Annotated in this window: 33 protein-coding genes and 1 tRNA gene; 5 read left to right on the forward strand and 29 right to left on the reverse strand. The window is 34.7% G+C overall.

Annotation, left to right across the window (positions count from 1 at the left end; all coding sequences use genetic code 11):
- The 8 genes from NQ499_RS10825 to NQ499_RS10860 all read right to left on the reverse strand — a co-directional run bounded on the left by NQ499_RS10825 (position 1) and on the right by NQ499_RS10860 (position 4,982).
- Positions 1 to 555 (reverse strand): Fe-S-containing hydro-lyase, encoded by a 555-nt coding sequence (locus NQ499_RS10825; protein ID WP_006506077.1) that lies wholly within the window; start codon positions 553 to 555, stop codon positions 1 to 3.
- Entirely contained in the window at positions 552 to 1,394 is an 843-nt protein-coding gene (locus NQ499_RS10830) for a fumarate hydratase (protein ID WP_006506076.1), read from the reverse strand. The genes NQ499_RS10825 and NQ499_RS10830 overlap by 4 nt, the downstream gene beginning before the upstream one ends.
- Positions 1,395 to 1,402: 8 nt before the next feature.
- Positions 1,403 to 2,227: a MurR/RpiR family transcriptional regulator gene (locus NQ499_RS10835; RefSeq protein WP_006506075.1), complete on the reverse strand. Its 825-nt coding sequence runs from the start codon at positions 2,225 to 2,227 to the stop codon at positions 1,403 to 1,405.
- A 241-nt stretch (positions 2,228 to 2,468) separates the two neighbouring features.
- The gene (locus tag NQ499_RS10840; RefSeq protein ID WP_006506074.1) at positions 2,469 to 3,434 is read right to left on the reverse strand and encodes a dipeptidase; all 966 of its coding nucleotides are present in this window, start codon (positions 3,432 to 3,434) and stop codon (positions 2,469 to 2,471) included.
- Positions 3,434 to 3,682: a hypothetical protein gene (locus NQ499_RS10845; protein ID WP_006506073.1), complete on the reverse strand. Its 249-nt coding sequence runs from the start codon at positions 3,680 to 3,682 to the stop codon at positions 3,434 to 3,436. The genes NQ499_RS10840 and NQ499_RS10845 overlap by 1 nt, the downstream gene beginning before the upstream one ends.
- A gap of 6 nt (positions 3,683 to 3,688) precedes the next feature.
- The gene (locus tag NQ499_RS10850; RefSeq protein WP_006506072.1) at positions 3,689 to 4,468 is read right to left on the reverse strand and encodes an HAD family hydrolase; all 780 of its coding nucleotides are present in this window, start codon (positions 4,466 to 4,468) and stop codon (positions 3,689 to 3,691) included.
- Between the two features lie 59 nt (positions 4,469 to 4,527).
- Entirely contained in the window at positions 4,528 to 4,797 is a 270-nt protein-coding gene (locus tag NQ499_RS10855; protein WP_006506071.1) for an HPr family phosphocarrier protein, read from the reverse strand.
- A gap of 111 nt (positions 4,798 to 4,908) precedes the next feature.
- Positions 4,909 to 4,982: transfer RNA gene (locus NQ499_RS10860), tRNA-Trp, on the reverse strand.
- Positions 4,983 to 5,078: 96 nt separating this feature from the next.
- On the opposite strand from NQ499_RS10860, the gene NQ499_RS10865 reads away from it, so the two are divergent.
- Positions 5,079 to 5,432, forward strand: coding sequence for a Rossmann-fold NAD(P)-binding domain-containing protein (locus tag NQ499_RS10865; protein ID WP_006506070.1), 354 nt, complete (start codon positions 5,079 to 5,081; stop codon positions 5,430 to 5,432).
- 37 nt (positions 5,433 to 5,469) lie between these two features.
- On the opposite strand, the gene NQ499_RS10870 is transcribed toward NQ499_RS10865, so the two are convergent.
- Positions 5,470 to 6,909, reverse strand: a complete 1,440-nt coding sequence (locus NQ499_RS10870; protein WP_006506069.1) for a glycoside hydrolase family 1 protein — start codon at positions 6,907 to 6,909, stop codon at positions 5,470 to 5,472.
- 130 nt (positions 6,910 to 7,039) lie between these two features.
- Between NQ499_RS10870 and NQ499_RS10875 the strand changes: the two genes are divergently transcribed.
- Genes NQ499_RS10875 through NQ499_RS10885 form a run of 3 tightly spaced genes read left to right on the forward strand, consistent with a single transcriptional unit; the run spans position 7,040 to position 8,833 of the window.
- On the forward strand, positions 7,040 to 7,426 hold the full coding sequence (locus NQ499_RS10875; protein ID WP_040389983.1) for a GntR family transcriptional regulator: 387 nt from the start codon (positions 7,040 to 7,042) through the stop codon (positions 7,424 to 7,426).
- Positions 7,413 to 8,231, forward strand: coding sequence for an ABC transporter ATP-binding protein (locus NQ499_RS10880; protein WP_006506067.1), 819 nt, complete (start codon positions 7,413 to 7,415; stop codon positions 8,229 to 8,231). The genes NQ499_RS10875 and NQ499_RS10880 overlap by 14 nt, the downstream gene beginning before the upstream one ends.
- Positions 8,228 to 8,833 (forward strand): ABC-2 transporter permease, encoded by a 606-nt coding sequence (locus NQ499_RS10885; RefSeq protein WP_006506066.1) that lies wholly within the window; start codon positions 8,228 to 8,230, stop codon positions 8,831 to 8,833. Before NQ499_RS10880 ends, NQ499_RS10885 begins: the two co-directional genes overlap by 4 nt.
- Positions 8,834 to 8,843: 10 nt before the next feature.
- On the opposite strand, the gene NQ499_RS10890 is transcribed toward NQ499_RS10885, so the two are convergent.
- The 7 genes from NQ499_RS10890 to NQ499_RS10920 all read right to left on the reverse strand — a co-directional run bounded on the left by NQ499_RS10890 (position 8,844) and on the right by NQ499_RS10920 (position 14,243).
- Positions 8,844 to 9,227, reverse strand: coding sequence for a hypothetical protein (locus NQ499_RS10890; protein ID WP_006506065.1), 384 nt, complete (start codon positions 9,225 to 9,227; stop codon positions 8,844 to 8,846).
- Between the two features lie 46 nt (positions 9,228 to 9,273).
- Positions 9,274 to 10,173: a DMT family transporter gene (locus NQ499_RS10895; RefSeq protein ID WP_155812784.1), complete on the reverse strand. Its 900-nt coding sequence runs from the start codon at positions 10,171 to 10,173 to the stop codon at positions 9,274 to 9,276.
- Between the two features lie 80 nt (positions 10,174 to 10,253).
- Positions 10,254 to 11,549: a phosphopyruvate hydratase gene (eno, locus tag NQ499_RS10900; RefSeq protein ID WP_006506063.1), complete on the reverse strand. Its 1,296-nt coding sequence runs from the start codon at positions 11,547 to 11,549 to the stop codon at positions 10,254 to 10,256.
- Positions 11,550 to 11,757: 208 nt separating this feature from the next.
- The gene (locus tag NQ499_RS10905) at positions 11,758 to 12,156 is read right to left on the reverse strand and encodes a hypothetical protein (protein WP_040389982.1); all 399 of its coding nucleotides are present in this window, start codon (positions 12,154 to 12,156) and stop codon (positions 11,758 to 11,760) included.
- Between the two features lie 115 nt (positions 12,157 to 12,271).
- Entirely contained in the window at positions 12,272 to 13,168 is an 897-nt protein-coding gene (locus NQ499_RS10910) for a LysR family transcriptional regulator (RefSeq protein WP_006506061.1), read from the reverse strand.
- Positions 13,169 to 13,192: 24 nt separating this feature from the next.
- Positions 13,193 to 13,576, reverse strand: coding sequence for a hypothetical protein (locus NQ499_RS10915; RefSeq protein WP_006506060.1), 384 nt, complete (start codon positions 13,574 to 13,576; stop codon positions 13,193 to 13,195).
- Entirely contained in the window at positions 13,563 to 14,243 is a 681-nt protein-coding gene (locus tag NQ499_RS10920) for an MBL fold metallo-hydrolase (protein WP_040389981.1), read from the reverse strand. The genes NQ499_RS10915 and NQ499_RS10920 overlap by 14 nt, the downstream gene beginning before the upstream one ends.
- Before the next feature lie 82 nt (positions 14,244 to 14,325).
- Here NQ499_RS10920 and crcB point away from each other — a divergent pair, with 82 nt between their 5' ends.
- Positions 14,326 to 14,688 (forward strand): fluoride efflux transporter CrcB, encoded by a 363-nt coding sequence (gene crcB, locus NQ499_RS10925; protein WP_006506058.1) that lies wholly within the window; start codon positions 14,326 to 14,328, stop codon positions 14,686 to 14,688.
- 25 nt (positions 14,689 to 14,713) lie between these two features.
- Here the strand turns inward: crcB and NQ499_RS10930 are convergent, their stop codons facing one another.
- From NQ499_RS10930 to hisD, 13 genes are all read right to left on the reverse strand, one after another.
- Positions 14,714 to 14,962 (reverse strand): TIGR03905 family TSCPD domain-containing protein, encoded by a 249-nt coding sequence (locus tag NQ499_RS10930; RefSeq protein ID WP_040389980.1) that lies wholly within the window; start codon positions 14,960 to 14,962, stop codon positions 14,714 to 14,716.
- A gap of 18 nt (positions 14,963 to 14,980) precedes the next feature.
- A complete protein-coding gene (gene mgtE, locus NQ499_RS10935) occupies positions 14,981 to 16,324 on the reverse strand; it encodes a magnesium transporter (RefSeq protein ID WP_040389979.1) in 1,344 nt (447 codons plus the stop codon).
- A 106-nt stretch (positions 16,325 to 16,430) separates the two neighbouring features.
- Positions 16,431 to 17,720, reverse strand: a complete 1,290-nt coding sequence (locus NQ499_RS10940) for a galactokinase (protein WP_006506055.1) — start codon at positions 17,718 to 17,720, stop codon at positions 16,431 to 16,433.
- Between the two features lie 82 nt (positions 17,721 to 17,802).
- Positions 17,803 to 18,966, reverse strand: coding sequence for a cation diffusion facilitator family transporter (locus NQ499_RS10945; RefSeq protein WP_006506054.1), 1,164 nt, complete (start codon positions 18,964 to 18,966; stop codon positions 17,803 to 17,805).
- Between the two features lie 44 nt (positions 18,967 to 19,010).
- A complete protein-coding gene (locus NQ499_RS10950; protein WP_040389978.1) occupies positions 19,011 to 19,367 on the reverse strand; it encodes a hypothetical protein in 357 nt (118 codons plus the stop codon).
- A 36-nt stretch (positions 19,368 to 19,403) separates the two neighbouring features.
- Positions 19,404 to 20,192 carry a histidinol-phosphatase HisJ family protein gene (locus NQ499_RS10955; RefSeq protein WP_006506052.1) on the reverse strand — a complete coding sequence of 263 codons (789 nt, stop codon included), beginning with the start codon at positions 20,190 to 20,192 and terminating at the stop codon, positions 19,404 to 19,406.
- Positions 20,185 to 21,654 (reverse strand): UDP-N-acetylmuramoyl-L-alanyl-D-glutamate--2,6-diaminopimelate ligase, encoded by a 1,470-nt coding sequence (locus tag NQ499_RS10960; RefSeq protein ID WP_006506051.1) that lies wholly within the window; start codon positions 21,652 to 21,654, stop codon positions 20,185 to 20,187. Before NQ499_RS10960 ends, NQ499_RS10955 begins: the two co-directional genes overlap by 8 nt.
- 44 nt (positions 21,655 to 21,698) lie before the next feature.
- On the reverse strand, positions 21,699 to 22,340 hold the full coding sequence (gene hisIE / locus NQ499_RS10965; RefSeq protein WP_006506050.1) for a bifunctional phosphoribosyl-AMP cyclohydrolase/phosphoribosyl-ATP diphosphatase HisIE: 642 nt from the start codon (positions 22,338 to 22,340) through the stop codon (positions 21,699 to 21,701).
- A complete protein-coding gene (gene hisF, locus NQ499_RS10970; protein WP_006506049.1) occupies positions 22,340 to 23,107 on the reverse strand; it encodes an imidazole glycerol phosphate synthase subunit HisF in 768 nt (255 codons plus the stop codon). Before hisF ends, hisIE begins: the two co-directional genes overlap by 1 nt.
- On the reverse strand, positions 23,097 to 23,816 hold the full coding sequence (hisA, locus tag NQ499_RS10975) for a 1-(5-phosphoribosyl)-5-[(5-phosphoribosylamino)methylideneamino]imidazole-4-carboxamide isomerase (protein ID WP_006506048.1): 720 nt from the start codon (positions 23,814 to 23,816) through the stop codon (positions 23,097 to 23,099). The genes hisF and hisA overlap by 11 nt, the downstream gene beginning before the upstream one ends.
- Complete coding sequence (gene hisH / locus NQ499_RS10980) at positions 23,810 to 24,418, reverse strand: imidazole glycerol phosphate synthase subunit HisH (protein WP_006506047.1); 609 nt, start codon at positions 24,416 to 24,418, stop codon at positions 23,810 to 23,812. The genes hisA and hisH overlap by 7 nt, the downstream gene beginning before the upstream one ends.
- Positions 24,419 to 25,006 (reverse strand): imidazoleglycerol-phosphate dehydratase HisB, encoded by a 588-nt coding sequence (gene hisB, locus NQ499_RS10985; protein ID WP_006506046.1) that lies wholly within the window; start codon positions 25,004 to 25,006, stop codon positions 24,419 to 24,421. It abuts the gene before it with no gap.
- Positions 25,007 to 25,009: 3 nt separating this feature from the next.
- The gene (gene hisD, locus NQ499_RS10990; RefSeq protein ID WP_006506045.1) at positions 25,010 to 26,305 is read right to left on the reverse strand and encodes a histidinol dehydrogenase; all 1,296 of its coding nucleotides are present in this window, start codon (positions 26,303 to 26,305) and stop codon (positions 25,010 to 25,012) included.

Consider the following 26,305-nt stretch of genomic DNA (forward strand, 5'->3'; position numbering starts at 1 on the left):
CTATTTCTTTCCTTTCAAATAATCCTGACGGCCTATTTCATAAAGATCATGTCCTTCACTATCAATTACAACAGTAAGTGGTAGATCTTCTACAACGAGACGACGTACCGCTTCAGGTCCAAGGTCTTCATAGGCAATCACTTCACATGATTTAATACAAGAGGCTATAATCGCTCCTGCACCACCAATCGCACCAAAATAAACACCTTTGTATTTTTTCATTGCTTCTTTTACGTCGTTATTTCTTCTTCCTTTACCAATCATCCCTCTTAATCCCTGTGCTAACATGGCAGGAGAATAAGCATCCATACGATAAGACGTTGTAGGTCCACAGCTCCCAATAATATGACCAGGCTTTGTAGGTGTAGGACCTACAAAATAAATCACCTGATCATAAGGATCAAAAGGAAGTGGTTCATTATTTTTTAATGCTTCTACAAAACGCTTATGCGCCGCATCACGTCCTGTATAAATAGTACCACTTAATAATACTTGATCACCTGCACGAAGTGATTCCACCTTTTCAATAGTAAGAGGTGTTTCTAATTTGATCATAATGTCACCTCCTGATGACGTGATACATGACAGCAGATAGCCACAGCGCAAGGTAAACCTGCAATATGAGTAGGACAAGTTTCCACATGTAAGGCAAGTGCTGTTGTCTTACCACCAAATCCTGCAGGACCAATACCAGTCGCATTCACCTTTTCCAACATTTCTTCTTCTAATGCACGATAACGAGGATCTGGATGATGTTCTTCTATCTTCTTGATCATCGCCTTCTTTGCCAAATAAGTGACATGATCAAATGTCCCACCAATACCTACACCGATCACAATAGGAGGACATGGGTTAGGACCTGCATCTTCTACAACCTTGAGAATAAAGTCCTTTACACCTTCAATGCCATCACTTGGTTTAAGCATCTTCACCTGGCACATATTTTCACTGCCAAATCCTTTAGGTGCTACCGTGATCTTTAACTGATCTCCAGGCACAATATCATAATGAATAATCGCTGGTGTATTATCTTTTGTATTAATACGGTCAAAGACAGGATCATCCACCACGCTCTTTCTTAAGTATCCTTCAGTATATCCCTGTCTGACCCCTTCATTGATTGCTTCTGTAAGGTTACCTTCTACATAGACTTCCTGACCTATTTCTACAAAGATACAGGCCATTCCTGTATCCTGGCAGATTGGTTCCTGGTTATTCGCTGCAATATCCGCATTTTCCTTCAATATTTCTAATGTATGTTTAGAAACAGGAGAATCTTCTGTAGAGATGGCTTCTAATAAACGGTTATAGACATCTGCAGGAAGATGACAAGCTCCTTTAATACATAACTCTTTAATTGTTTCTGTAATTATTTCTGATTTAATTATTCTCATATAACCACCTATACCAATTTCTTCTTCATTGACTTGAGATCCGGACAGAATAAACTATAGTAACGCAAACTCATTAATTGTACAGCCGTTAAAAGTGCATGCTTCGTTGTCTTATTTTCAAGAGAGCCACCGACTAATACCTTATATTCAACAGGAATACCTAGATTATCTTCATGAGTAGAAGTAATCCATACAATATGACATTTAGATTTATGAAGATACTGTAAGACCTTATGTCCCACGTGTTCAAAATTACCATTCAACGAAATAACAATCGCCACTGAATCTTCAGTCATCTGTTTTGCACATTCTAACTGTCTTTCTGAATCCATATATGCAATAGTAAACTTCTCCAACATTAATAAATCCGTCTGTAGTAATATTGCAGCACTTGTCGAGAACTGCGTTCCAAAGAAAGCCACTTCTTCATGATCATGAATCAAATGAAGCACTTCATCCAATATTTTCCAATCAAGGATTTTTGAAATTTCTTTAGTAGATTCAATAATCTGCTGAGCGAATTCTTCTGTTGCTTTTTCTGGTGAATGTGCCATACACTCCAAATCAATATTAATTAAATTATTGAATTTCTTATTATTAGAATGAAAACTATTGCATTCTTGTTTTAAATGCGCAAAGTTTTCATATCCTAAAGCACGACAGAAACGTGAAATGGTTGCAGGAGATACAAAGCACTCTTCTGCAAGTTCACTAATACGCATATCGGGGATACGATAGAAATTATTAGCCATAAATAAAGCTATAAAATAGTTTGTATCTGTTTCACTAGCTGTATCTAGATAGATCATCAGGCGATAAAATAAATTTTTCATATTTTCTCTCCTTCACGTTATTTATCTATATTATTATATAATACTTTCAGAATTAAAAAAAGAAAGACATGTGTACTATTTTACATAAATATGAACTGTATTCATATTACGTTCACAATTCTCCGTTATATTGATATACGTAGTTCACGGATACTCCCAAGTGACTACATAACTTCTCCCCCAAAAAGTTATTAAAAGAAAAATGACAGGCTTCCCCATCATATACGGCCTGTCATTTTTTCTATTTCAAGACTTCTCTATAAACGCGTAATACGTTTTTATAAAAGACTTTTTCAATTTCTTCAGTTGTCAACCCTGCGTCTCTCAATGCCTTTTCTAATTGAGGTAAATAAGACGCATTTTTCATTTCTAGATTTTGTGAAATACCATCAAAATCAGAACCTAATCCAATACAATCAATACCTGCTAAGTCCTTGATATAAAGAATATGCTTCACCATATCCTCAATGCGTGACTTTTCCGCATTCTCACCTAAGAAACCTGCAGCATAGTTAAGCCCCATAACACCACCACGATGTGCAAGTTTTAAAATCATATCATCACTCATATTACGAGCGTGAGGACATACAGCACGTGCATTAGAATGAGATGCCACAAAAGGCTTCTTGACGATATCTAACACATCATAGAAACATCTATCTGACATATGAGACACATCAATAATCATACCGAGATCTTCCATCTCTTTAATATAGGCTTTTCCTGCATCAGTGAGACCATGAACATCATCATATGTATGATAACCATGTGTATCATCATTCATATCAAAGTTAGGGTATGTGAGTCCATTGACATGGTTCCAGCTTAAGGCCACCATACGTACACCTAAACGATAGTAGTTTCTTAAATAAGACAAATCTTCATGAATAACTGCCCCTTCTTCAATAGTAAGCAGCGCACTCATAATACCATTATGTGTATTCTCCATGATTTCATCATAAGTTGTAACTGGCTGGATTTTGTCCTTATTCTTTCTCATTTCTTGATAGAAATAATCAATACATTTCATCACATGATCGACTGGATCAGCTGTTTTCTTTAGTTCAGTAAAGATTGCGAAGTTCTGTAAAAGATAATCTCCTTCTTCCATCTTTTTTAAATCAATATTTAAGTTATTTTCACTTAATGAGAGGTGATTCTTTTCCATCTCATAAAGTGTATCACAATGCATATCTACTACTTTCATTACTCTACCTCAAATGGGATATCTAAAGTCTTATAGGCTTCTGTTTTATCCTGTGTTTCCTTAAGCCATGCAATGGCTTTTTTTAATTCTTCAGGGTCTTCTTCTACGATTCCCCCTACTGCTACCTGTACAATATCATAAATAGACTGCCATAAATCATCAAAACTATGTGAATCCTGATCAGCCATTTCACTATCTACATATACATCTAAATCTCTACCTGTTTCATATGCTTCTTTTAATGTCATTTTTCTCTACTCCTTTATATATTCAAAATGAATACAAGCTTTATAAATACCATCATCATCAATATCTGCAGTTACATAATCTGCTTCCGCTTTAGTCATTGCATCACCATTGCCCATACAAATTGATGTTGAGGCATGCTTCATCATTTCTATATCATTCTGTGAATCACCAAAACATACATAATGATCACTACCTAATACCTTTCCTAATTCCATAATACCTGTTGCTTTAGATACACCTGCAATGGCAACATCCGCAAAGCAGGATAAACCTGGCAATACAGAAATACCTTCTAAATCAAGAAATGGTTTATAGTCCCACCCTTTAGGACCATAGATAATCATCATATCTACAAGATCTGTCCCGTTATACTTTTCTACAGGACCAATCTGGTTTCCAAAATAACGCTGTGTCTCTAAGACATACTCATCTGGTTCCTTTGTGATAATACGATGTTCCTTTTTTAAAGTTACTGCAAGATTCAATTCATCTGCTTTCGCAATTGTACGAATAACATCCTCATTCTTAAAATGATGGGCATTGATCACATTGCCTTTCCCATCTGTAATCAACTGACCGTTATTAAATACAAATCCATCCCAGTCGGCAATATCCTGTATACCAGTACGTAAGAAAGAGTCTCTTCCTCTTCCTGTTGAAACAACGATCGGATATCCTGCTTCCTTTAATTTCTTAAGTGCAAGAATCGTCGAATCATATACTATATGTTCATCTGTCGTACCTCTAATGGTACCATCCACATCAAAACACATCATCGGTTTCATACCATCAACTCCTTACGCCTATTATACATAAAAAAGAAAAAGAATGCATCATGCATTCTTTATCCGATAATACCTAATTCTTTCATTTTTTCATGTACTGCTTCAATACCTGTTTCTTCATCGTCTCCATCGGCAGTAATCACAATCTTTGCCTTTGTTGGAATACCTAATGAAAGAACACCCATCATCGATTTAAGATTCACAGTTTTACCTGAATAAGTTAAGGTAAAGTCACTGTCGAAAGTCTTTGCGACTTCGATAAGATCCATTGCAGGTGTCGCATATAAGCCTACTGGATCTGTTACGATACATGCTAAAGTTTTTGCCATAAATTGTAACCCCTTTCATAACTATATTATACCACAATAAAAGGGGTATTAAATAAATAAACATAAAATTAAATAAAAAAAACGAACAAATTAATGTTCGTTGTTTACAGATGGCAGGGGCTACAGGAATCGAACCCGTATCAACGGTTTTGGAGACCGATGTTCTACCATTGGACCAAGCCCCTAAGTTAGACTGCTTGTTTATATTACCATACCAATTTCTAAAAAGCAATAGTAAAATGCATAAGAAAATGATATTATTGTATAAGTGAGGTGAGTCTATGTTTTTTAAACGTAAAGAAGCAGTACAAACACTAGAAATTAATCATGCTTATGAAGAATTTCAAAATAATATGAATATTATTCTACTATGTGTAGATGATGATTTAAAGTTTGATGTCAGACATCCAGTTGATGCACAATGTTATCCTGCAAGATTAATTGATCAGCATGCAAAAAGAGATCTTGATCCTACTGCAACATATTATGTTTATGCCCTTGCAGCTGGCACTGCACATGAAGGTGCAAGAAAATTAGTCAAAGCTGGATTTAAGGTCTTTGATTTAGGATCTTTAGTAGATTTCAAAGGACCTGAAGAAGGTAATTCTGTCAAACAAAAAAGACATAAACATTAAAGAAGGACTATAAAATCCATAGTCCTTCTTTTTCATATTATTTTAAATCTTCCCCATTTGTTTTGATGACTTTCTGATACCAGTAGAATGATTCTTTTCTACGTCTAGAGAAGTCACCTGTTCCATCATCATATCTTTCTACAAAGATGAAACCATAACGTTTAGCCATTTCACCAGTAGAAGCTGATACTAAGTCAATACATCCCCAAGGAGTATAACCTCTTAAATCAACACCATCTAATACAGCTTCATGCATCTGTTCAATATGGCTTCTTAAGTAATCGATACGATAGTCATCACGCACTTTACCATCCTCATCAATCTTATCATAAGCACCTAAGCCATTTTCTACGACAAAGATTGGTTTCTGATAACGATCCCAGATTTCATTTAATGAATATCTTAAACCAATTGGGTCAATCTGCCAACCCCAGTCAGAAGCTTTAAGATATGGGTTTGGTACACCACCTAAGATATTACCTGAACCTGCTTCTTTACTCTTATCTGCTGTCTGACAATTAGACATATAATAAGAACATGTATAGAAATCAACTGGACCAGCCTTTAAGATATCTTCATCGCCTTCTTCCATAACGATGTTGATATTATTTTCTTTAAAGTATCTCTTAATATAGTTTGGATAAGCACCACGGCACTGTACATCTGAGCAGAACCAGTTCATTAAATGATTCTTTTCCTGGTTCACAATCTGATCATGAGGATCACATGTCAACCCATAGCTAGTTGCCATAATCTGCATACAACCCACCTGATAATTTGGATCAATTTCATGAGCCATTTTAACTGCCAGTGCACTTGCTACAAACTGATGATGTAATCCCTGGAAACGATTCTGAGGAACATCTACCTGTTCCATGAAATTCATTGTCTTGATTTCATTTAAAATACCCTGTGATAAGAAACCACCCAGTGGTGTAGTCACTGAGTTAATTTCATTGAAAGTCAACCAGTATTTTACTTTACCTTTATATCTAGTAAAAATTGCTTTACAGAAGTTTAAGTAACAGTCAATCATACGACGATCTGCCCAGGCATTCCATTTCTTAGTTAAGTTAAATGGTACTTCATAATGTGAAATAGTAATTAATGGTTCAATATTGTATTTACGACATTCATCAATTAATTCTTCATAGAACTTTAAACCTGCTTCATTAGGTGTTTCTTCATCCCCATTAGGGAAAATTCTAGTCCATGCAATTGAGAAACGATACATCTTGAATCCCATTTCTGCAAATAATGCGATATCTTCTTTAAAACGATGATAATGATCAATCGCATCATGTGAAGGATAAAAAGTACCTTCTTCTAATACTGGTGTAATGCGTTTACTTACTGTTGCACTTCCGCCGGTACATACGTCAGGACAGGAAATACCTTTTCCACCTTCCTGCCATCCTCCTTCTAGCTGGTTGGCTGCAGTTGCGCCACCCCAATAAAAGTCTTTTCTAAAACTCATTATTATGTCCTCCTTGTTTTCAAGAGTATACTATCAAACATTGAAAGATTATGCTTAGTATTTTCATAATTTGAATTTTGTATTGCGCAGTGTTATATACTGTTATATACTGTTTATAGGAGGAAGAGATATGCATATTATCATTAATCATTCGTCAATGATTCCTATATATGAACAAATTGTAGAAGCCATTAAAGAAGCAATACTCTCTAATCAGTTATCTCCTAATGAAGCACTCCCTTCAGTACGTGCTTTATCTAAAGAATTAAAAATCAGTGCTTTAACTGTGAAGAAAGCCTATGATTTCTTAGAAAAAGAAGGCTATACAACAACTGTTCATGGAAAAGGAAGCTATGTATTAGAGGTTTCTCAAAATGAAGTAAAAGAAAATTGTTTAAAAGAAACAGAAGAACTATTATCTCGTGCTATAGAAAAAGGGAAATGTTCTGGCATTACTTATCAAGAAATGCAGGACATGTTATCTCTTATTATGGAGGATATGTATGATTCACATTGATCATTTAAAAAAGAGTTATGACTCATTTACTCTTGAATGCAGTTTAGATATTCCTAAAGGTATGATTACTGGAATTATTGGAATGAATGGGGCTGGTAAGACCACATTATTCAAGAGTATTCTTGGTATTAATCCTATTGATGAAGGTAACATACAGATACCTGATAAACAGGAAATTGGTGTTGTATTAAGTGAAACAGGATTCAGTGAATTCTTTACTGTATCCGATATAATCAGTATTCTGAAATGTACTTATAAACGTTTTGATGAAGATTTGTTTCAATCTTATTGTCAGCGTTTTGATATTCCTTTAGATAAGAAAACACGTACATTCTCTACAGGCATGAAAGCAAAACTCAATATCATTATTGCCCTAACACATCATGCACAGTTACTGATCTTAGATGAACCAACTGCAGGACTTGATGTTCTTACTAGAGATGAAATTCTAGATATACTAAGAGATTATATGGAACAGGAAGATTGTACTATTCTTATTTCTTCTCATATATCGAGTGATTTAGAATCATTATGTGATGATCTTTATGTAATTGATCATGGGCAGATCATCATGCATGAAGAAATGGATACACTTCTATCTCAATATGGTGTATTAAAGGTATCTAAAGAAGATTACGATAACTTAGATAAAGATTATCTGCTGAAAGTAATGAAAGAACCATTTGGTTATTCATGTCTGACTAATGTTAGACAGTTCTATAGTGAAAACTATCCTACTATTGTGATTGAACAGAATCATATTGATACAATGATTCCTATTCTATTGAAAGGTGAACGCTTATGAAAGGACTACTCAAAAAAGATTTATTATTGCTCAAGTCTCAAATAAAGTATGTTGTAACGATTGTTGTGATCTGTTTAATTATGGCTTATGCAAATTCTGGATTTGCGTATATTTCTAGTTATCTTACATTTATGGGAACAGGACTTGTCTTCAATTCATTTTCTTATGATATGTATCACAATGAGATGACTTATCTCTTTGCCTTGCCTTTCAGTAAGAAAGAATACTGTATAGAGAAATATATCTATGCATTCACTGTCACATTCATATCATGGCTGATTGCATTCCTTATAAGTTCCGCAACTCATATTAACTTAGAAACAGTGATTGTCCAGCTTGCCATGCTCTTTTCTGCTTTAATATATATTTCTATCACGATTCCTGTAATGATGAAATATGGTCGTGAAAAGGCAACTATTATTGTCTTAATGTTGATGCTTGTTTTATTTCTTGCAGTCGCAAGTGGTGCCACATCAGTTGGCATGTTGATGAGTCAAATTTCAGCATTCCTACTTATTGGAATATATGCCTTCATTGTACTCATTGTCTTAATCATCTCATATAGAAGTACAATCTCTATTCTTAACGATAAAGAACTATAAGAAAGAACCGCTACATGTTGTAGCGGTTCTTTTTGTTTATATATTGTCCAATCATGATTCCAAGTAATGATGGAAGTACACCATATAATACTATTTCTGAACTTGGTGCAAGAATCTTTTCTATATCAGTTAATGAGACACGAATAAAGCTAAGATAACAGCCAAGCAGCTCCATCATACCAAAGAATAATGTAAGTAAGTAAATAGCACGATGATCTGATTGACCATAGAGCACTGATATAATAAAAGCGGATGCAGGCAATACTAAATATAATATAAATAATGACACTTCAATAATCTGTCCTGGATGTGTTCTTGACCAGGCAAATAATATATACAAAGACCAAATCATCATATAAATGAGAAATGGAATTCCCTTCTTTAACTTCTTCATAATAACCACTCCCTAATATTATTATATTACAAAATATATGTAATAGTTATGAATTTGATACTTGATTACTAGGAAGAGCTAATAAGAAGATTGTCACAAGAATCATCGCAAAACCAACAAGATCAATACCCTTAAATGGTGTAGATAACCATACAAAGGCAAATAATGTAGCTGAAACAGGTTCAATACTTGCAATCATACTTGCTTTGACTGGTCCAATATCTACAACTCCCTGTAAATACAATGTAAAGGCAACTGCTGTACCAATGACTATAATACCTATTGTCGCAAGTACTCCAGCTAAGTCTAATGCAGGTACAAGAGTCCATGTCTTACCTGCACATAATAGCACAATACCACCAAATAACATTCCAATACCTGTGACTGGAACGCTGCCATAAACTGCCATCAGACGCTTAGGATAGATAGAATATGCAGCAGCTGTAAAACCACAGAATATTCCCCAGAATAATCCTGTTGGAGTAAGTGCTAAGCCATTTAAACGACCATGTGTCGCAATCACAAAGGCACCACCTAAGGCTAAGACAATACATAATGCTTCAATCTTATTTGGTAATCTCTTTGATGTAAGACAAACGAAGATCATGATATAAATTGGTGAAAGATACTGCAATACTGTAGCCGTTCCCGCATTAGATGTATTAATAGCCTGTAAATAAGTAAACTGACACAACATTAAGACAAAACCAAAACCAAATGTTTTAAGTAGGTCTTTCTCTTGACTTACTAAACGTTTCATCGCTTCTTTTTGTGTCAATGCACCAAATAGTGTAATCAATAATCCCGCAAAACACATACGCATAGATGTGAGCCACATAGGATTGGCTTGATAATGAGTAAATAAGAACTGTCCGCTTGCACCTGAAAATCCCCAGCATGTCCCACCAATTAAAGTGAGAAGCACTCCTCTTTTAAAATGTTTCATAATGTTTCCCCCGAAAATATGTTCATATATCATAACACAAACAAATTAAAAGAGAAGTAAAAAAGGCAGATTTCTCTGCCTTACTTATTGAACTTGAATGTCTTAATACCTGGATAAACTGCACTATCACCTAAAGCTTCTTCAATACGAAGTAACTGATTGTATTTAGCTACTCTTTCAGTTCTACTTGGTGCACCCGTTTTGATCTGACCTGCATTGAGTGCAACAGCTAAATCCGCAATAGTTGTATCTTCTGTTTCACCAGAACGATGAGATACGATGGCTGTCATGTTTGCGTTATGAGCCATCTTAATAGCTTCTAATGTTTCAGATAGAGTACCAATCTGGTTTAACTTAATAAGGATAGAATTACCTGCTTTTAATTCAATACCCTTAGATAAACGTTTAGTATTAGTAACGAATAAATCGTCACCTACAAGCTGCACTTTATCTCCTAATTCCTGAGTCATAAGTGTCCAGCCTTCCCAGTCTTCTTCATCTAAACCATCTTCTAATGAATAGATTGGATACTTTTCAACTAAAGACTTCCAATGTGCAATTAACTCTGCAGATGTATAAGTCTTACCTGACTTAGGTAATTTATAGAAGCCTTTCTTATCAGTCTTCCATTCACTTGATGCAGCATCAATCGCAAGTACAAAATCTTTACCTGGTTCATAACCTGCATTCTTAACTGCTTCTAGAATAGTTTCGATTGTTTCTTCATCAGTTGATAAGTCTGGCGCAAATCCACCTTCATCACCTACTGAAGTAGCGAGTCCCTTAGATTTTAATAATGACTGTAACGCATGGAATACTTCAGTCGCCATTCTTAATGCATCCTTAAAGCTATCAGCACCTACTGGCATGATCATGAATTCCTGTACGTCCACAGTATTTGTGGCATGAGCACCACCATTTAAGATATTCATCATTGGGACAGGAAGCTTATTCGCATTCACACCACCAATGAAACGGTATAAAGAAATACCTTCACTCTTAGCAGCAGCCTGAGCAGCCGCTAAAGAAACAGCTAGAATCGCATTGGCACCAAAGTTAGATTTATCTTCTGTACCATCTGCTTCAATCATTAGTTTATCAACATGATATGTATCTCTTGCATCTGCACCAATGACTGCTTTCGCAATTTCATTGTTCACATGTTCGACTGCCTTAGAAACACCTTTACCACCAAACTTCTTAGGATTGTTATCTCTTAGTTCTAATGCTTCAAATTCACCTGTAGAAGCACCACTAGGACTTGCAGCACGTCCTACTGTACCATCCGCAAGAGTCACTTCTGCTTCTACTGTAGGATTCCCACGAGAATCAATAATTTCACGTCCATATACTTTCTCAATTAGATATTTATTCATTGTTTACCTCCAAGTTAGACTTCTCTAACTATAGTTAGTCTAGCATAACTATAGTTGTTAAACAAGTAAAATGACCAAGAAAAATTAATTTAATATATTTATTGCATTTACCCTATATGTATGATAATATCTAGTTAGTTACTACTAACTAGTAACAAAAAACATATCCTTACAATCCTTAAGAAAAGAGTGGCCACGGCCACTCTTTTTACTTGATATTTAATTGTTGTGAGAGACGATGGGATGCAAGCATCACTCTTGTCATTGGTAGATCATGATTAACTGGAGAATCTACACCAAAGTAGACCTTCATGACCATAACCGCAAAGGCATTGGCATCGATAACATATTCAAGATCATGGGGTTGTTTCATATTTGTATAATCCTGATAATAACGTCTTAATTCTGTAAATAACGCAAATAAGGATTTTTGATTTTCCTTCTTGAAAGCATCGATATCAACATATAAGCATCCTTGCTTTCCTGATATATATTTCACTAAATGATAGTTCTGACCTTCTGGCATTTCATAAACAACATCTACGCGAGGGACATCCTGAAGACTACAGCCAAAAGAGATCAGCTTCTCTAAATAACGTTTCAACATGAGTCTTACCTCCTTCAACATCACGCTTGTGATGTTGGTAGTATTTTACACCAAAAATCACAAAAAGCAAGAATATCACTAGTAATATTTAAGTGGTAAAATCAAGAGATTATCATTATATATGCTTTTTTAGTGCCTCCATATAAGCTTCTCCATAACGTGAAAGTATCATATTCTTTTGTGTAATAGTGCCTACTTTCATAATTTCATCCACTAATAAAGGAACAGAAATAATTGTTTCCCCATTCAATTCTTTAGAGATAATACCAGTAGATACTGTATAACCATTTAAACCTATCAACAAGTTAAAGAGTGTCGCACGGTCTCTTACCTTAATGTTTCTCTTTCTATCCAATGTACTTAATACTTCTTCTGAGAAATAGAAAGAATTATATTCTCCCTGTTCAAAAGAAAGATAGGGGTAATCTTCTAAGTCTTTAAGAGTTAATGTCTTCTTATAAGCAAGAGGATGATGGTAAGAAATAAAGACATGAGGTTTTGCGATAAATAGTTCTTTAAATTCTAAGTTATTCTGTCTGATCATCTTCATGATGACTTCTTCATTCTTAGGGCATGTATAAAGAACACCTATTTCACTTTTCATAGTAGAAACATCTTCGATAATTTCATGTGTTTCTGTTTCTCTTAATGTAAAATCATATTGGTTAACACCAAACTGTCTAATAACATCTACAAATGCATTAACTGCAAAGGAATAATGCTGGCAGGATACACTAAAATGAGGACTTTGATGTTTATCATTCATATAGCGTTCTTCAAGTAGATCAGCTTGATCTAATACCTGTCTAGCATAACTTAAGAATGTTTCTCCTTCTCTAGATACAATAACACCTTTATTGGTACGTCTAAAGATTGTGATATGCATTTCGCTTTCTAATTCTTTAATCGCATTTGTAAGAGAAGGCTGTGAGATAAATAGTCTTTTAGCCGCCTGAGTAATGCTTCCTGTTTGTGCCACCATGACGACATAACGTAATTGATTGAGTGTCATGATTTTCCTCCTTTTCCTGGGAAATTATTTTGTTTTGAGTGTGAGTTCTGCAATCTTTGTCTGACCATCCTGTAAATAGAGCGGTAATGTACGTGATGATGATGTAATAGAATCCTTGTCTGTCTTCTTTAAATAACCTTTAATCCCATCTTCACTTTCTGCAAGAATGAGATCAGGAACACTACCTACATAGTCTGATAAATCAGGACCATAAGTCTGCCCTGATTTATTTTTAGGATAACCTTTTTCAATGATTTCCTGGCTATCAGGAATAATCAAATGATTATTAATATAGGCAATCTCGAAGCGAGACATCTCATTTGGTATATTTTTCTGAAAATAGAGAACACCACATATAGAAATTATAAAAAAGAGGGGAATAACCCAAAGTATTTTATATTTTGACATCCATAACTTCTCCTTCTTGTGTAAATGAGAGAACCTGATCTTTATGACCCTGTTCTTCTATAAATCTTTCAATGACATCATATTTATTCCAGCAATGCATTGGGACAATGTAACGCGTATGACATACTTTTAAGAAGTCTGTAATACCTTCATGATAATTATCTTCTAGACGAGGATCTAAAGGAATAAAGGCTACATCTATATCAAAGTCCTCCATCTTTTCTAATTCTGTATGATAAAGGTTCTTCTGCCAATCAAGCCATTCTTTATCTTCCCCAACCCAATCCCAGTTATTGAGATCTCCAGCATGATAAAGAGTATAACCATCTACTTGTACCATAAACGCAATACCTTCATCATTTGATAAATAAGTACTCACTTCTATATTAGAATCAAAATAAACAATATTATCCTTTAAATAAGAGATAGAATCATCTTCTATTTTCTCTATATCACTTGATAGTAAATAATGAACATCTTTGTATTCATTCTTTAAATCAAAAATCTTCTTAGAATAATGATCACCATGTCTATGACTTGCAAAAACATAAAGTTTCTTACCAACAGGCACTTTTGGAATAGTTCCTGTATAATAATCAAATAACAAGCATGTACGATCTGTTTCTATAAAGAAACTGCTATGCGCTATATAAGTAATTTTCAACATAATACCACCTCTTTTTTGTATTATAACACCTTTGATTCTCTCTTCCATCTATTTTATAATACATGAAAAAGGAGGAAAATATATGACAGCATGTTTATATGTCGGTATGGGTGGTTTTATTGGTTCAGTACTTCGTTATTTAGTCGGTTTGATTCCTTTAAAGACTACACATGGATTCCCATTACTGACTCTATTTATTAATATTCTTGGTGCATTTTTAATAGGTTTTATTAGCACTATAGCTTTAAAGAAGTCTATGAATCCTCACTTAGTTCTATTACTTAAAACAGGATTATGTGGGGGTTTTACTACCTTCTCTACATTTGCGTTAGAATCTATTACTTTACATAAGAATGGCAATACAACTCTTGCAATGATTTATATAGTCTTAAGTATAGTACTTGGACTAAGTGCAGTCATTCTAGGTGATTATTGTGCACACTAAAAGGCAGATTTCTCTGCCTTTTTAATTATTTGATTGCTTCTTTTAATGCATGTGCAAACTGATCTGCACAAGATGTATTTTTCATACCACAAGTATTACCTTCTAGAATAGCTACGATTTCTTCTGCTTCTTTACCTTCTACAAGTTTACCAATGGCTTTTAAGTTTCCATTACATCCTCTAGTAAATACAACGTTATGAATTGTATGACCTTCTAAGTCAAAATCAATAGCAGTTGCACAAGTTCCTTTAGTTTTATAAGTAAAATGTTCCATAATCATATCCTCCATCTCTTATATTAACAAAGGAAGGAATAATGTGGCAAGACCTAAAAAGAAGAAAAAGCCCATACAGTCTGTCACAGTTGTGACAAATACGCCTGATGCAAGTGCTGGATCAATATTTAAACGTTTTAAGATAACTGGTACTAAATAACCTGCAATATTAGCCGCAAGCATATTTAAGATCATAGCCAAACCTGCGACCAAACCAAACCATGGGTTACTAGCAAACCACCAGGCACCAATAGCCACAATAATACCAATCACAATACCTGATAATAAACCAACTGTGATTTCTTTACAGAAAATTTGGAAGGCATTGTCTTTATCCACTTCACCAAGAGATAAACCACGACATAAGATAGTAAGTGACTGTGTCCCTGCATTACCACCCATTCCAGTTACAATGGACATAACTGAAGATAAAGAGACAACCTTGGCGATTGTAGACTCAAAGTTTGCGACAACTGCAGCAGCCATAACTGCTGTAAATAAGTTGACAATAAGCCAAGGAATACGGCTCTTTGCAGATTCTAATACTGTAGAATCTACACGTTCTTCACCACTCATACCAGCCATTAAGTTGATATCTTCTGTTGTTTCTTCTTCCATGACATCCATAACATCATCAATTTCAATCACACCAAGCATACGATACTCTGAATCAACAACTGGCATCATATAGAAGCCATATTTCATAAACTTCTTAGCCACTTCTTCCTGGTCCATATTAACATCCACTGTCTTTACATTAGGATTCACAATATCCATGATTGGTGTATCGAAAGGAGAAGAGACAATATCTCTTAATGAAATAACACCTTTCAATACCTTCTTTTTATCTAAAACATATAAATAATACGTTGTATCTTCTTCAACCTGAGTCTGTAAATATTCTAAAGTCTTTAATACTGTATTATTGGCTTTAATAGAGATAAACTCTGTTGTCATAATACCACCAGCAGTGCTTGGATCATATTTCAACAGGCTCTCAATATGTGTCTTATCCTCTATGTCTAATTTAGATAATACATCTGCACGTTCTTCTGGATCATCTAGTTCACCAATCAAATCGGCTAATTCATCATCACTCATCTCATCTAAGATAGCGCTCTGACGATCTTTTAGGAATGTTTTAAGGATTTCATACTGTTCATCCTCATCCTCTTCTTCCTCAATAACATCCGCAATAATATCATTTGGGAGTTTAGAAAGAATATTATTTAACTGACTATGATGATCCTGTAATACATCAAGAATATCCGCGGGGTGAATATCATCTATCGCTTCCTGAATCTGTTCTGAAGTCCCATTTATTAAGAGACTCGTAAGATGTTCTTTTGTCATCTTATCCATGTTATTCACCCTCCTTGTATACATAAAAGTCCTTTGCCATTTTATCATTTTTTATGTTAAATCTAAAGCCTTATGATGTAAAAACTATTACAAAAAAAGTCATCGTTTAGATGACTTTCATAGCGCCCTGCTGTCTGATATGAGTCACATAGCAACAATGTTTACCCATATACTTTTCTATTTCATTCTTATACTTTCTTGCATAATCATTTTCAACAAATACCTGGATAGTACCTTCAAAACCAGGACCATGTACTCTTACTACACCCTTATCTTTAAGAATCTTTTCACTCATACAAATTGCGAGAGAAATATTCTGATGAGAAGGATCTTTTGAAGAATAAACATTCTGTAAATATTCAAATGAACTATTACCTGAACGTCTGATTTGAATCTTGAATTCAGTAAAGTTACCATCTCTTAATGCCTTTAATTCCTTATTTACACGCTTTTCTTCACTATAGAAATGCATAGCACGTAAAATGGCTCTATCTGAACATACTTTACGCATTGGAATGATATGATCATAGAATTCATTTTCATCTACTTCTCTTAAGAATTCTTTACCAAAATATTTGGCTACTGATCTCATTTCTTCAATGATAGCACGATATTCTTTCGTTAAGTTAGCTGGTACATCTTTAGTATCTACAATACATAAAGAATGATTGAACTGTTCAAACTTGATTGTCTGTTTCTTAATAAGTGGTTTCTTAGGATCCTTGAAATCAATCTTAATTAAGCCACCAATCGCACAAGCTGCCTGGTCCATTAATCCACATGGCTTACCAAAATAGATATTTTCAGCATACTGTGCAATCTGTGCAATAATTAATGAGCTAATTGAACCACTATTGTATAAACCATTAAGAATAGTGGCAAGAAGAACTTCTATTGCAGCACTTGATGACATACCTGAATAAAGTGGTACTTCACTTGTAATATAAGCTTTAAAACCGCCTACTTCATAACCTAGTTTCTGGAACTGAGACACAATGCCTTTAATTAAAGATTCAGTTGTACCCTGTTCATCAAAGGCTAACCTTAATCCTGTTTTACTAATTGTAATAGGACGAATATCTGGGAATCCTTCAGACACAAGTCTTACAACGTTGTCATCTGTAGGTGTAACAACCGCAATAATATCACGGTTAACAGCACATGCAAGCATCTTACCATGCTGATGATCTGTATGCATACCACAGATTTCACTACGTCCTGGTGCACTATAGATTTCTACTTCTTCATCACCATATAATTCAATGAATTTTTTTAAAGCAGTGACATAACGATTCTTCTGCTTTGTAAGTCTGGCATCTTCTGTATAAAGATCCTTGATGAGTGCTTTGTATTCCCCTTTGTTAAATCCTGTAATAATCTTACTTGCTTTTTTCACTTAAATCACCTCGAATATATATATGAAATTATTGATAGTTATCTATTAAGATTTTAACATTTCTTACTATAGTTGTACACTTCTAGACAAATGAATATTCGAAATTAATCACACAATAGTATGTTGTATTCATTTCTTTAACCTTAGAAGTAATTAATTTATTAAGTTCCTTCTTACTATACTTATCATCCTTCATTAATACATCAAAGACAAGATTAGTATGTGTAGGACCTCTCACTATTCTAAAGTCATGGATAGAAAGTGATGAATCGATAGATTCTACAATGCGAGTCACTTTATCTCTTAATTCATTTGTGAGTGTATCATGGATGTCAATAGGATCCATATGAATTGTAGTAAGGATATGAAATTTCTCCATCATTGCACGTTCAATATTATCTATTTCATCATGCGTTGTCATCATATCAATAGAAGCATCTACTTCACAATGAACAGTTAAATAACGACGTCCTGGGCCATAGTCATGCATCATTAAATCATGAATACCCATAACACAGTCATAACTCATCAAATAGTCTTCTATTTCTTTAATTGTTTCTGGATCTGGTTTAATACCAAGAAGTGGATCAATGGTTGATTTTGCGATAGATATACCAGAAATGACAACAACAACAGAGACTGCCGCACCAATGAGACTATCCACTGGTAGATCAGTAACTAAAGAAGCTACTAGAGCCACAATAGTGGCAGAAGTTGCCATGACATCATTTATACTATCCTGGGCTGCTGCTTCTAATGCGGTTGAGTTAATTTCTTTACCTGCTTTACGATTAAAGTAACCCATCCATATCTTAACGAATACTGAGAATATCAAAGCAATAAGTGCAGGAACACTGAACTTGACTGCTTCTGGATTAAAGATTTTTAAGACTGCATCCTTTAAACTCATTAAACCAACTAAAATAATTAAAAAAGATATACCTAAACCTGTAATATATTCAAAACGTCCATGACCATATGGATGTTCTGCATCAGGATGCTTATTAGCAAGCTTAAATCCAAAAAATGTCGCAATGTTACTTCCTGCATCAGATAAGTTGTTGTAACCATCTGCAACAATAGAAACAGAGTGAACTAATGTTCCAAAAATAAGTTTAAATATTACAAGTATAATATTACATACTATAGAGATAATAGAACAGACTGTTCCATATTGTTCTCTTACATGTGCATTTTCAGTATTCTTATAATCACGTACAAATGTTTTTATTAATAACTGATACATATATACTCCCCCTTAACTATTAAAAAAGAGAAAGGAACCTTTCTCTAAAAAATTGAAACAATTTTTCTAACGTAAACGTTTCTTCCATCACGTCTTACGAGTTCTAATTCATCCATTTCATCAAGATAGCCTTCAATCTTTGCAGCATTGACTTTCTTATTCGCAATCTTAACTAACATCTCAATAATTGCAGGAGAATCATCTTTTACATAGGCATTATTATCCTGATCATAGTGTGGTTTATTCAATAATGTATTTAATACAGCCACATAAGCCCATTTGACTTCTAGTCTTATAAGGTTATACTGCATCCCATTAAATAATTCACCAGGAATGTAATATTGATCATTTTTTTCGCCATTTAGTTCTTCTACATCATCTTTTGTAAGTATTTCTATCATCTTTATCTCTCCCATCTCGCCTATTATAACATAGACTTAATTATCTTTCACTCTTTTTGTGAATGTAGTTACATCGTCAAAACCAATTTTCTGATAATGTTTTAAAACATCTTCTACATGTTCTCCTACACGATCACTTGTATGAGAATCTGTACCCACTGTAATTATTGTACCACCTAGTTCTTTATAACGCTTCACAATATCAAAATTAGGAAAACCACATGTCTTATTTAATGCATATCCTGATGTATTGACTTCAATACCCTTACCCTTTTGAATAAGTGTCTTTAAGATTTCATCAATAATATCCTGATATAACTCATGTTCTACACGTTTATCTTCATAAGGACCATAACGCATAATATAGTCTAAATGACCTAAACAGTTGAAACAGTCAAATGTCTGTACACATTTTAATGTTTCTTCAAAGAATTCTCTATGTGCTTCTTCTTTTGTTTTACCCTTGAAGAATTCTCCATAATAGAATTCTGTATGATGAATAACATGAATAGAACCAATAACATAATCAAAAGGACATTGTGCTACAAAAGTGTTGATTTCATCAATATGATCCATGTCTAATCCAACTTCAACACCAATCTTAATAGTAATACGATCTACATATTCATTCTTCAAGGCACTCAGTTCCATGAAATATGCATCTGTATCGAGATCAAATGTATCAATAGGATAATCAAAATCACGATGATCAGTAAAACATATTTCATCTAATCCCATTCTAATTGCCTGTTCAATATGTTCACGAGGACTTGCTTCACTATCACCACTAAAATGCGTATGCATATGATAATCAATCTTACGCATTAAGTCCACGCTCCTTCTTATATTCCTCTAATACTTCTGTTTCAGAGAAATGGCGTGTCACTTCATCTTCACCAATCATATAAGTTTCATGACCTTTACCAAGTAATAAGACAACATCACCCTTACAAGCCATATCTAATGCATGATAGATGGCTTCTTTACGATCAGGAATAATCGTATATTCACCATGATACTTATCAATACCCACTACGATGTCCTTGCAGATATCTACAATCTTTTCTCCTCTTGGGTTATCTGCAGTCAAGATAGAATAACCACCATGCTTTGCGACTACTTCACCCGATTCATATCTTCTTGTTTTAGAACGTTTTCCTCCACTACCATAAACTACAATTAACTTATTAGGATTGTATTGTTCTACAGTAGAAATAATACTTTCAAAAGAAACACCATTATGAGCATAATCGATTAATACACTATAATCAGGTGAGACATGCATAACCTGTCCTCTACCTAATACATGAACCTGTGGTAATGTATTTTGTATATCCTTTGTAGGGACATCAATTAAATAACAGATCATAATTGCGACTAATGCATTATAAGCATTGAACTTACCTGGCATAGAAGCTTTAAAAGAGGCATTAATTAATCCCTTTGTATCAAAAGTAATACCTAATTCACCATTCTCATTATAAAGTTCAATATGGAGAGCTTTAAGGTCACTGTCTTTTTCAATGCTGTATGTTAATACCTTGCAAGGAACATCCTTTGTGAACTCTTCAAAATGTTCATCATCCTTATTAAATAAACCAACCTGACAGAAATCAAATAAATGTTTCTTACATGCCATATATTCTGCAAAATCCTTATGTTCATTAGGTCCGATATGATCAGGTGAAATATTTGTAAAGACACCATAATCAAATTCAATACCAGCCACACGATTCATCTTTAAAGCCTGACTTGATACTTCCATAACACAATATTCACAATCATGTTCTACCATCTTTCTCATGATACGCTGTAATTCATAAGATTCTGGCGTTGTATTGGCTGTAGGTTCATGGATATCTCCAATAAAAGTACCATTTGTCCCAATAATACCAACTTTCTTACCTGCATGTTCTAGAATAGACTTGATCATTAATGAAGAACTCGTCTTACCCTTTGTTCCTGTAATACCAACAACCTTTAATTCTTTACTAGGATAATTAAAATAAGCACAAGATAATAAAGCCAACGCAATACGTGTATCCTTGACTCTAATATAAGTCATTCCCTCTTTTAAAGAGACATCCTGAGAAATCACAATCGCATGAGCTCCCTTTTCAATCACCTGATCAATAAAATCATGTGCATTAAAAGCAGCACCAACCATACAGACAAATAAGCTGCCTTCTTCTACCTTACGTGAATCATAGACTAATGTTGTAATATCTACATCTTTATTCCCAATGATTTCATATTCAAAACCATTTAATAACTTTTCTAATTTCATACAAACACCTCTCTTACACGATTATACCAAAAAAAAAGAGAGAATTAAATCTCTCCTCTTGTATGGAATACTTTTTTGTTGCCTGTCACCTTATGTCTTTCCTTTAATTTATCTAAAACATCATCTACAGTTAAACCATAGGCATTCATTAAGACTAATACATGATAATATAAATCACCGATTTCACCAATCAAATCTTCTTTAGATGTATTCTTAGCTGCAATAACTGTTTCAGTAGCTTCTTCTCCAACCTTCTTACAGATCTTATCAATACCTTCATTTAATAAGTAGTTTGTATAAGACTTTTCTACTGGATGCACTTTTCTATCTTCAATAAGATCATAAAGTTCATGCGCAAAATCACTATTGTCATAAGGAATTACTTCATTAAAGAAGCAAGAATAAGAACCTGTATGACAAGCAGCACCTACCTGTTCTACATAAATAACGATTGTATCTAAATCACAATCTAAATAAAGACCCTTAATATGCTGGAAATGTCCTGATTCTTCACCTTTATGCCATAGCTTATTTCTAGAACGTGAATAGAACCAAGTATCTCCTGTTTCTAACATCTTTTCATAGGCTTCTTCATTTACATAAGCAAGCATTAATACCTGTTTAGTCTTGACATCCTGTACAACAGCAGGTACAAGACCATTCATTTTCTCAAAATCTGGTTTCATTAACTATTTCTCCTTACTGGAATACCTGCCTGTGCACAGGATTCCTTAACTTCATCCACTGTCGCTTCACCAAAGTGGAATAAACTTGCAGCTAATGCAGCATCGCAGTCTGTTTCTTTAAAAACATCAACGATATCTTCTTTACCACCACAGCCACCACTTGCGATAACTGGAATATTGACTGCTGCCACTACTGCCTTCAACATATCGATATCAAATCCATCTCTTGTTCCATCCGCATCCATACTTGTAAGAAGTATTTCACCTGCGCCAAGAGATTCACATTTCTTAACCCACTCTATTAAATCGAGTCCAGTATTTGTACGTCCACCTGCGACATAGACATCCCATCCAGAATGATCATCACGTGCTTTCGCATCTACTGCCACAACAACACATTGAACACCAAACTCATCACTGGCTTCCTTAATAATATTTGGATTCTTGACTGCAGCTGAGTTAACAGATACCTTATCTGCACCCGCTGCAAGAATCATACGAAAGTCTTCGACAGTACGAATACCGCCACCCACACATAGTGGAATAGAAAGTTCATCAGCCCCTCTTTGGATCAGGTCCTTGATGATGTCTCTATTTTCATAAGTGGCAGTAATGTCTAGAAAGACAACTTCATCTGCACTTTGACGGTCATATTCTTTTGCTAGTTCAATTGGGTCACCAACATCCTTCAGGCCAACGAAATTAACACCTTTTACAACCTTCCCATCTTTAATATCTAGACAGGGAATAATTCTTTTAGCCAGCATTTTCAATGACCTCCTTTAGATTAATACGCCCTTCATAATATGCCTTACCTACAATACAGGCATAATAATCACGTTTATTTACTTCATAGACATCTTCATCATCTTTTACACCACCAGAGACTACAAAGTTAATCTTAGAATTAGCGTGTATTTCTTCATAAAGAGGGAAAGAAGGTCCTGTGAGAGTACCATCCTTAGAGATGTCCGTACATACTATATATTTCACACCTCTTTCTTCTAATTGATGAATAAATGTCAGATAATCTACATCACTTGTTTCAAGCCAGCCGGCAATACTGACCTTCCTATCTCTTACATCTACTCCTACGACTATTCTTTCTGGTCCATACTTTTTTAATGCTTCATCAAGAAAAGCAGGATTCTTAATTGCAGCCGTACCAAGAATCACACGATCTACCCCAATCTCATCTAAATACATAGAGACTGTATCCATATCACGAATACCTCCTCCTAATTCCATTGGAATAGAAATAGCAGCACGTATTCTTTTAATTGTTTCTTTATTGGTTGCATGGGCATCTTTTGCACCATCTAGATCTACTACATGGAGATACTTTGCACCCATCTTCTCAAATCCTGCTGCTAATTCTTCAGGATGTGATGAATAAACAACTTTCTTATTGTAATCGCCCTTATAAAGACGGACTGCTTCTCCATCTTTTAAATCAATGGCTGGAATAACTAACATGATACCAACTCCTTAAAGGCACGTAAGATCTTCTTACCAATCTCTCCACTCTTTTCAGGGTGGAACTGCGTACCCATGACATTATCTTTATATACAAAAGCAGTAATCTTCTTACCACCATAATTCACATAAGCCCCAATCTCATCTTCTGGACAATGAGCACTATATGAATGTACAAAGTAGACATAATCGCCTTCTTCTACATACTTTAATAAAGAATGAGACTGTTTAATAACTAACTGGTTCCATCCCATATGTGGAAGTTTTGCATCGACTTCCATCTTATCGACAGAACCTTTTAAGAATCCTAATCCTTTTGTATATCCATTCTCACTGCCTTCTTCAAATAAAAGCTGCATCCCAATACAAATACCAAGTATTGGTGTTCCCTTGTCCTTTACTTCATTAAGTACAGGTACAAGATGACATGCTTCTAAATTACTCATAGCTGCAGGAAATGCGCCAACACCAGGAAGAATAATGCCATCTGCCTGACGAATAACTTCAGGATCATTTGTGACAACTACATCCATGCCCTGTCTTTTACAGGCATTTGTGACTGATCCAAGATTTCCTACATGATAATCAACAATCGCAATCATTTATAACACCCCTTTACTTGATACTACCTGCCCCTTATGGGCTTCATCAATTGTGACAGCCTCCTTGATGGCACGTGCCATAGATTTAAATATTGCCTCTATAATATGATGTGTATTCTTACCATAATGTTCATTAATATGTAGAGTCATGAAGCAGTTATAGGCAAATGCACGGAAGAATTCTTCTGTCATTTCTACTTCATAGTTACCTAGATGAATATTATCTAGTTCCACATTAAAAACTAAATAAGGACGTCCACTAAAATCTAAGTCAGTCGTCACAAGTGCTTCATCCATAGGAATAGTGAAATGACCATAACGGGTAATACCACGCTTATCACCTAAAGCCTTATTGAAGCACTGTCCTAAGACAATCCCTAAGTCTTCTACAGTATGATGAGAATCAACCTGTAGATCACCCTTACATCTCACCTTTAAATCAAAATTACCATGGAAAGCAAGAAGCTCAAGCATATGGTCCATGAACCCTACACCTGTATCCACATCTGCTTCTCCTTTACCATCAATATTTAAAGAAACATATACATATGTCTCTTTTGTCTGTCTTTCTATTTCTGCCTGTCGCATAATTTAATCCTCAAAACGTACCTTGATACTATTAGCATGTGCATCTAAACCTTCTAGATGTGCAAACTTCATAATATCATCTTTGAATGTACCAAGTACTGCCTGTGGATAATAGCTGAAAGCAGAATGCTTTATGAAATCATAAACACCTAAAGCACTATAGAACTTAGCAGTACCACCTGTTGGTAATACATGGTTTGTACCACTCATATAGTCACCTAATGGTTCTGGTGTATACTCACCTAAGAATATAGAACCAGCGTTCTTGATATTTGGTAATTGTTCTAGTGGGTTATCTACTAATACTTCTAAATGTTCAGGCGCAATCTTATTAGATAAGTTAATACCTTCCTTGATACTATCTACAATAACAGCACCACCATAGTTATCTAATGAAGACTTGATGATATCTTTACGAGGTAAATCTTCTACCTGTCTCTTTAATTCTTCATCTACATTCTTTACTAATTCTTTTGAAGTTGTAATAAGAATCGCACTGGCAAGCTTATCATGTTCAGCCTGGCTCATTAAGTCAGCTGCGATATATTTAGGATTTGCGTTCTCATCAGCGACAATAAGAATTTCACTAGGTCCGGCAATCATATCAATATCAACGACTCCATAACATAACTTCTTTGCAGTTGCGACAAAGATATTACCTGGACCCACAATCTTATCTGCCTTCGTAATTGTATCAGTTCCATAAGCAGCAGCGGCAACACCCTGTGCTCCACCACATTTATAAATCTTAGTGATACCAGCTACATAAGCAGCAGCTAAAATAACATCAGAAACCTTACCATCCTTCTTTACTGGTGTAATAATATAAAGATCTTCTACACCTGCAAGCTTTGCAGGTACAGCATTCATCATAACAGTAGAAGGATAAGTAGCAGTTCCACCTGGTACATATAAAGCCACTGTTGCGATTGGACGCACTAATTGTCCCATGACAACACCATTATCCTTATACATAGTCCATGATTTTTCAATCTGGTTCTTATGATATTCAGTGATCTGATCCTTTGTGCGTTCTAGAATCTTCATGAATTCAGGACCTACCTTAGTAATAGCATCCATGATTTCCTGTTTAGAAACGATGAAATCATCCTTTCTAGATACATGGAAACCATCAAACTTAGCACAGTATTCCTTTAATGCATCATCCCCATTTTCACGTACATTATTAATGATTTCACTGACTGCCTTATTGACTTCTTCAGATATTTCGGTTTTTCTTGTATGAAGTTTATTTTCTAGTTCTTCATAGTTTCCTTTATAAATCAATTCTTTTAACAC

The organism is Catenibacterium mitsuokai (assembly GCF_025148785.1).
GTDB lineage: Bacteria > Bacillota_I > Bacilli_A > Erysipelotrichales > Coprobacillaceae > Catenibacterium > Catenibacterium mitsuoka.

Bases quoted from the DNA above. Each gene is read 5' to 3' on its own strand.
- NQ499_RS10825 (WP_006506077.1), bottom strand. From the start codon at position 555: ATGATCAAATTAGAAACACCTCTTACTATTGAAAAGGTGGAATCACTT.
- NQ499_RS10830 (WP_006506076.1), bottom strand. From the start codon at position 1,394: ATGAGAATAATTAAATCAGAAATAATTACAGAAACAATTAAAGAGTTA.
- NQ499_RS10835 (WP_006506075.1), bottom strand. From the start codon at position 2,227: ATGAAAAATTTATTTTATCGCCTGATGATCTATCTAGATACAGCTAGT.
- NQ499_RS10840 (WP_006506074.1), bottom strand. From the start codon at position 3,434: ATGAAAGTAGTAGATATGCATTGTGATACACTTTATGAGATGGAAAAG.
- NQ499_RS10845 (WP_006506073.1), bottom strand. From the start codon at position 3,682: ATGACATTAAAAGAAGCATATGAAACAGGTAGAGATTTAGATGTATAT.
- NQ499_RS10850 (WP_006506072.1), bottom strand. From the start codon at position 4,468: ATGAAACCGATGATGTGTTTTGATGTGGATGGTACCATTAGAGGTACG.
- NQ499_RS10855 (WP_006506071.1), bottom strand. From the start codon at position 4,797: ATGGCAAAAACTTTAGCATGTATCGTAACAGATCCAGTAGGCTTATAT.
- NQ499_RS10865 (WP_006506070.1), top strand. From the start codon at position 5,079: ATGTTTTTTAAACGTAAAGAAGCAGTACAAACACTAGAAATTAATCAT.
- NQ499_RS10870 (WP_006506069.1), bottom strand. From the start codon at position 6,909: ATGAGTTTTAGAAAAGACTTTTATTGGGGTGGCGCAACTGCAGCCAAC.
- NQ499_RS10875 (WP_040389983.1), top strand. From the start codon at position 7,040: ATGCATATTATCATTAATCATTCGTCAATGATTCCTATATATGAACAA.
- NQ499_RS10880 (WP_006506067.1), top strand. From the start codon at position 7,413: ATGATTCACATTGATCATTTAAAAAAGAGTTATGACTCATTTACTCTT.
- NQ499_RS10885 (WP_006506066.1), top strand. From the start codon at position 8,228: ATGAAAGGACTACTCAAAAAAGATTTATTATTGCTCAAGTCTCAAATA.
- NQ499_RS10890 (WP_006506065.1), bottom strand. From the start codon at position 9,227: ATGAAGAAGTTAAAGAAGGGAATTCCATTTCTCATTTATATGATGATT.
- NQ499_RS10895 (WP_155812784.1), bottom strand. From the start codon at position 10,173: ATGAAACATTTTAAAAGAGGAGTGCTTCTCACTTTAATTGGTGGGACA.
- eno (WP_006506063.1), bottom strand. From the start codon at position 11,549: ATGAATAAATATCTAATTGAGAAAGTATATGGACGTGAAATTATTGAT.
- NQ499_RS10905 (WP_040389982.1), bottom strand. From the start codon at position 12,156: ATGTTGAAACGTTATTTAGAGAAGCTGATCTCTTTTGGCTGTAGTCTT.
- NQ499_RS10910 (WP_006506061.1), bottom strand. From the start codon at position 13,168: ATGACACTCAATCAATTACGTTATGTCGTCATGGTGGCACAAACAGGA.
- NQ499_RS10915 (WP_006506060.1), bottom strand. From the start codon at position 13,576: ATGTCAAAATATAAAATACTTTGGGTTATTCCCCTCTTTTTTATAATT.
- NQ499_RS10920 (WP_040389981.1), bottom strand. From the start codon at position 14,243: ATGTTGAAAATTACTTATATAGCGCATAGCAGTTTCTTTATAGAAACA.
- crcB (WP_006506058.1), top strand. From the start codon at position 14,326: ATGACAGCATGTTTATATGTCGGTATGGGTGGTTTTATTGGTTCAGTA.
- NQ499_RS10930 (WP_040389980.1), bottom strand. From the start codon at position 14,962: ATGGAACATTTTACTTATAAAACTAAAGGAACTTGTGCAACTGCTATT.
- mgtE (WP_040389979.1), bottom strand. From the start codon at position 16,324: ATGGATAAGATGACAAAAGAACATCTTACGAGTCTCTTAATAAATGGG.
- NQ499_RS10945 (WP_006506054.1), bottom strand. From the start codon at position 18,966: ATGTATCAGTTATTAATAAAAACATTTGTACGTGATTATAAGAATACT.
- NQ499_RS10950 (WP_040389978.1), bottom strand. From the start codon at position 19,367: ATGATAGAAATACTTACAAAAGATGATGTAGAAGAACTAAATGGCGAA.
- NQ499_RS10955 (WP_006506052.1), bottom strand. From the start codon at position 20,192: ATGCGTAAGATTGATTATCATATGCATACGCATTTTAGTGGTGATAGT.
- NQ499_RS10960 (WP_006506051.1), bottom strand. From the start codon at position 21,654: ATGAAATTAGAAAAGTTATTAAATGGTTTTGAATATGAAATCATTGGG.
- hisIE (WP_006506050.1), bottom strand. From the start codon at position 22,340: ATGAAACCAGATTTTGAGAAAATGAATGGTCTTGTACCTGCTGTTGTA.
- hisF (WP_006506049.1), bottom strand. From the start codon at position 23,107: ATGCTGGCTAAAAGAATTATTCCCTGTCTAGATATTAAAGATGGGAAG.
- hisA (WP_006506048.1), bottom strand. From the start codon at position 23,816: ATGTTAGTTATTCCAGCCATTGATTTAAAAGATGGAGAAGCAGTCCGT.
- hisH (WP_006506047.1), bottom strand. From the start codon at position 24,418: ATGATTGCGATTGTTGATTATCATGTAGGAAATCTTGGATCAGTCACA.
- hisB (WP_006506046.1), bottom strand. From the start codon at position 25,006: ATGCGACAGGCAGAAATAGAAAGACAGACAAAAGAGACATATGTATAT.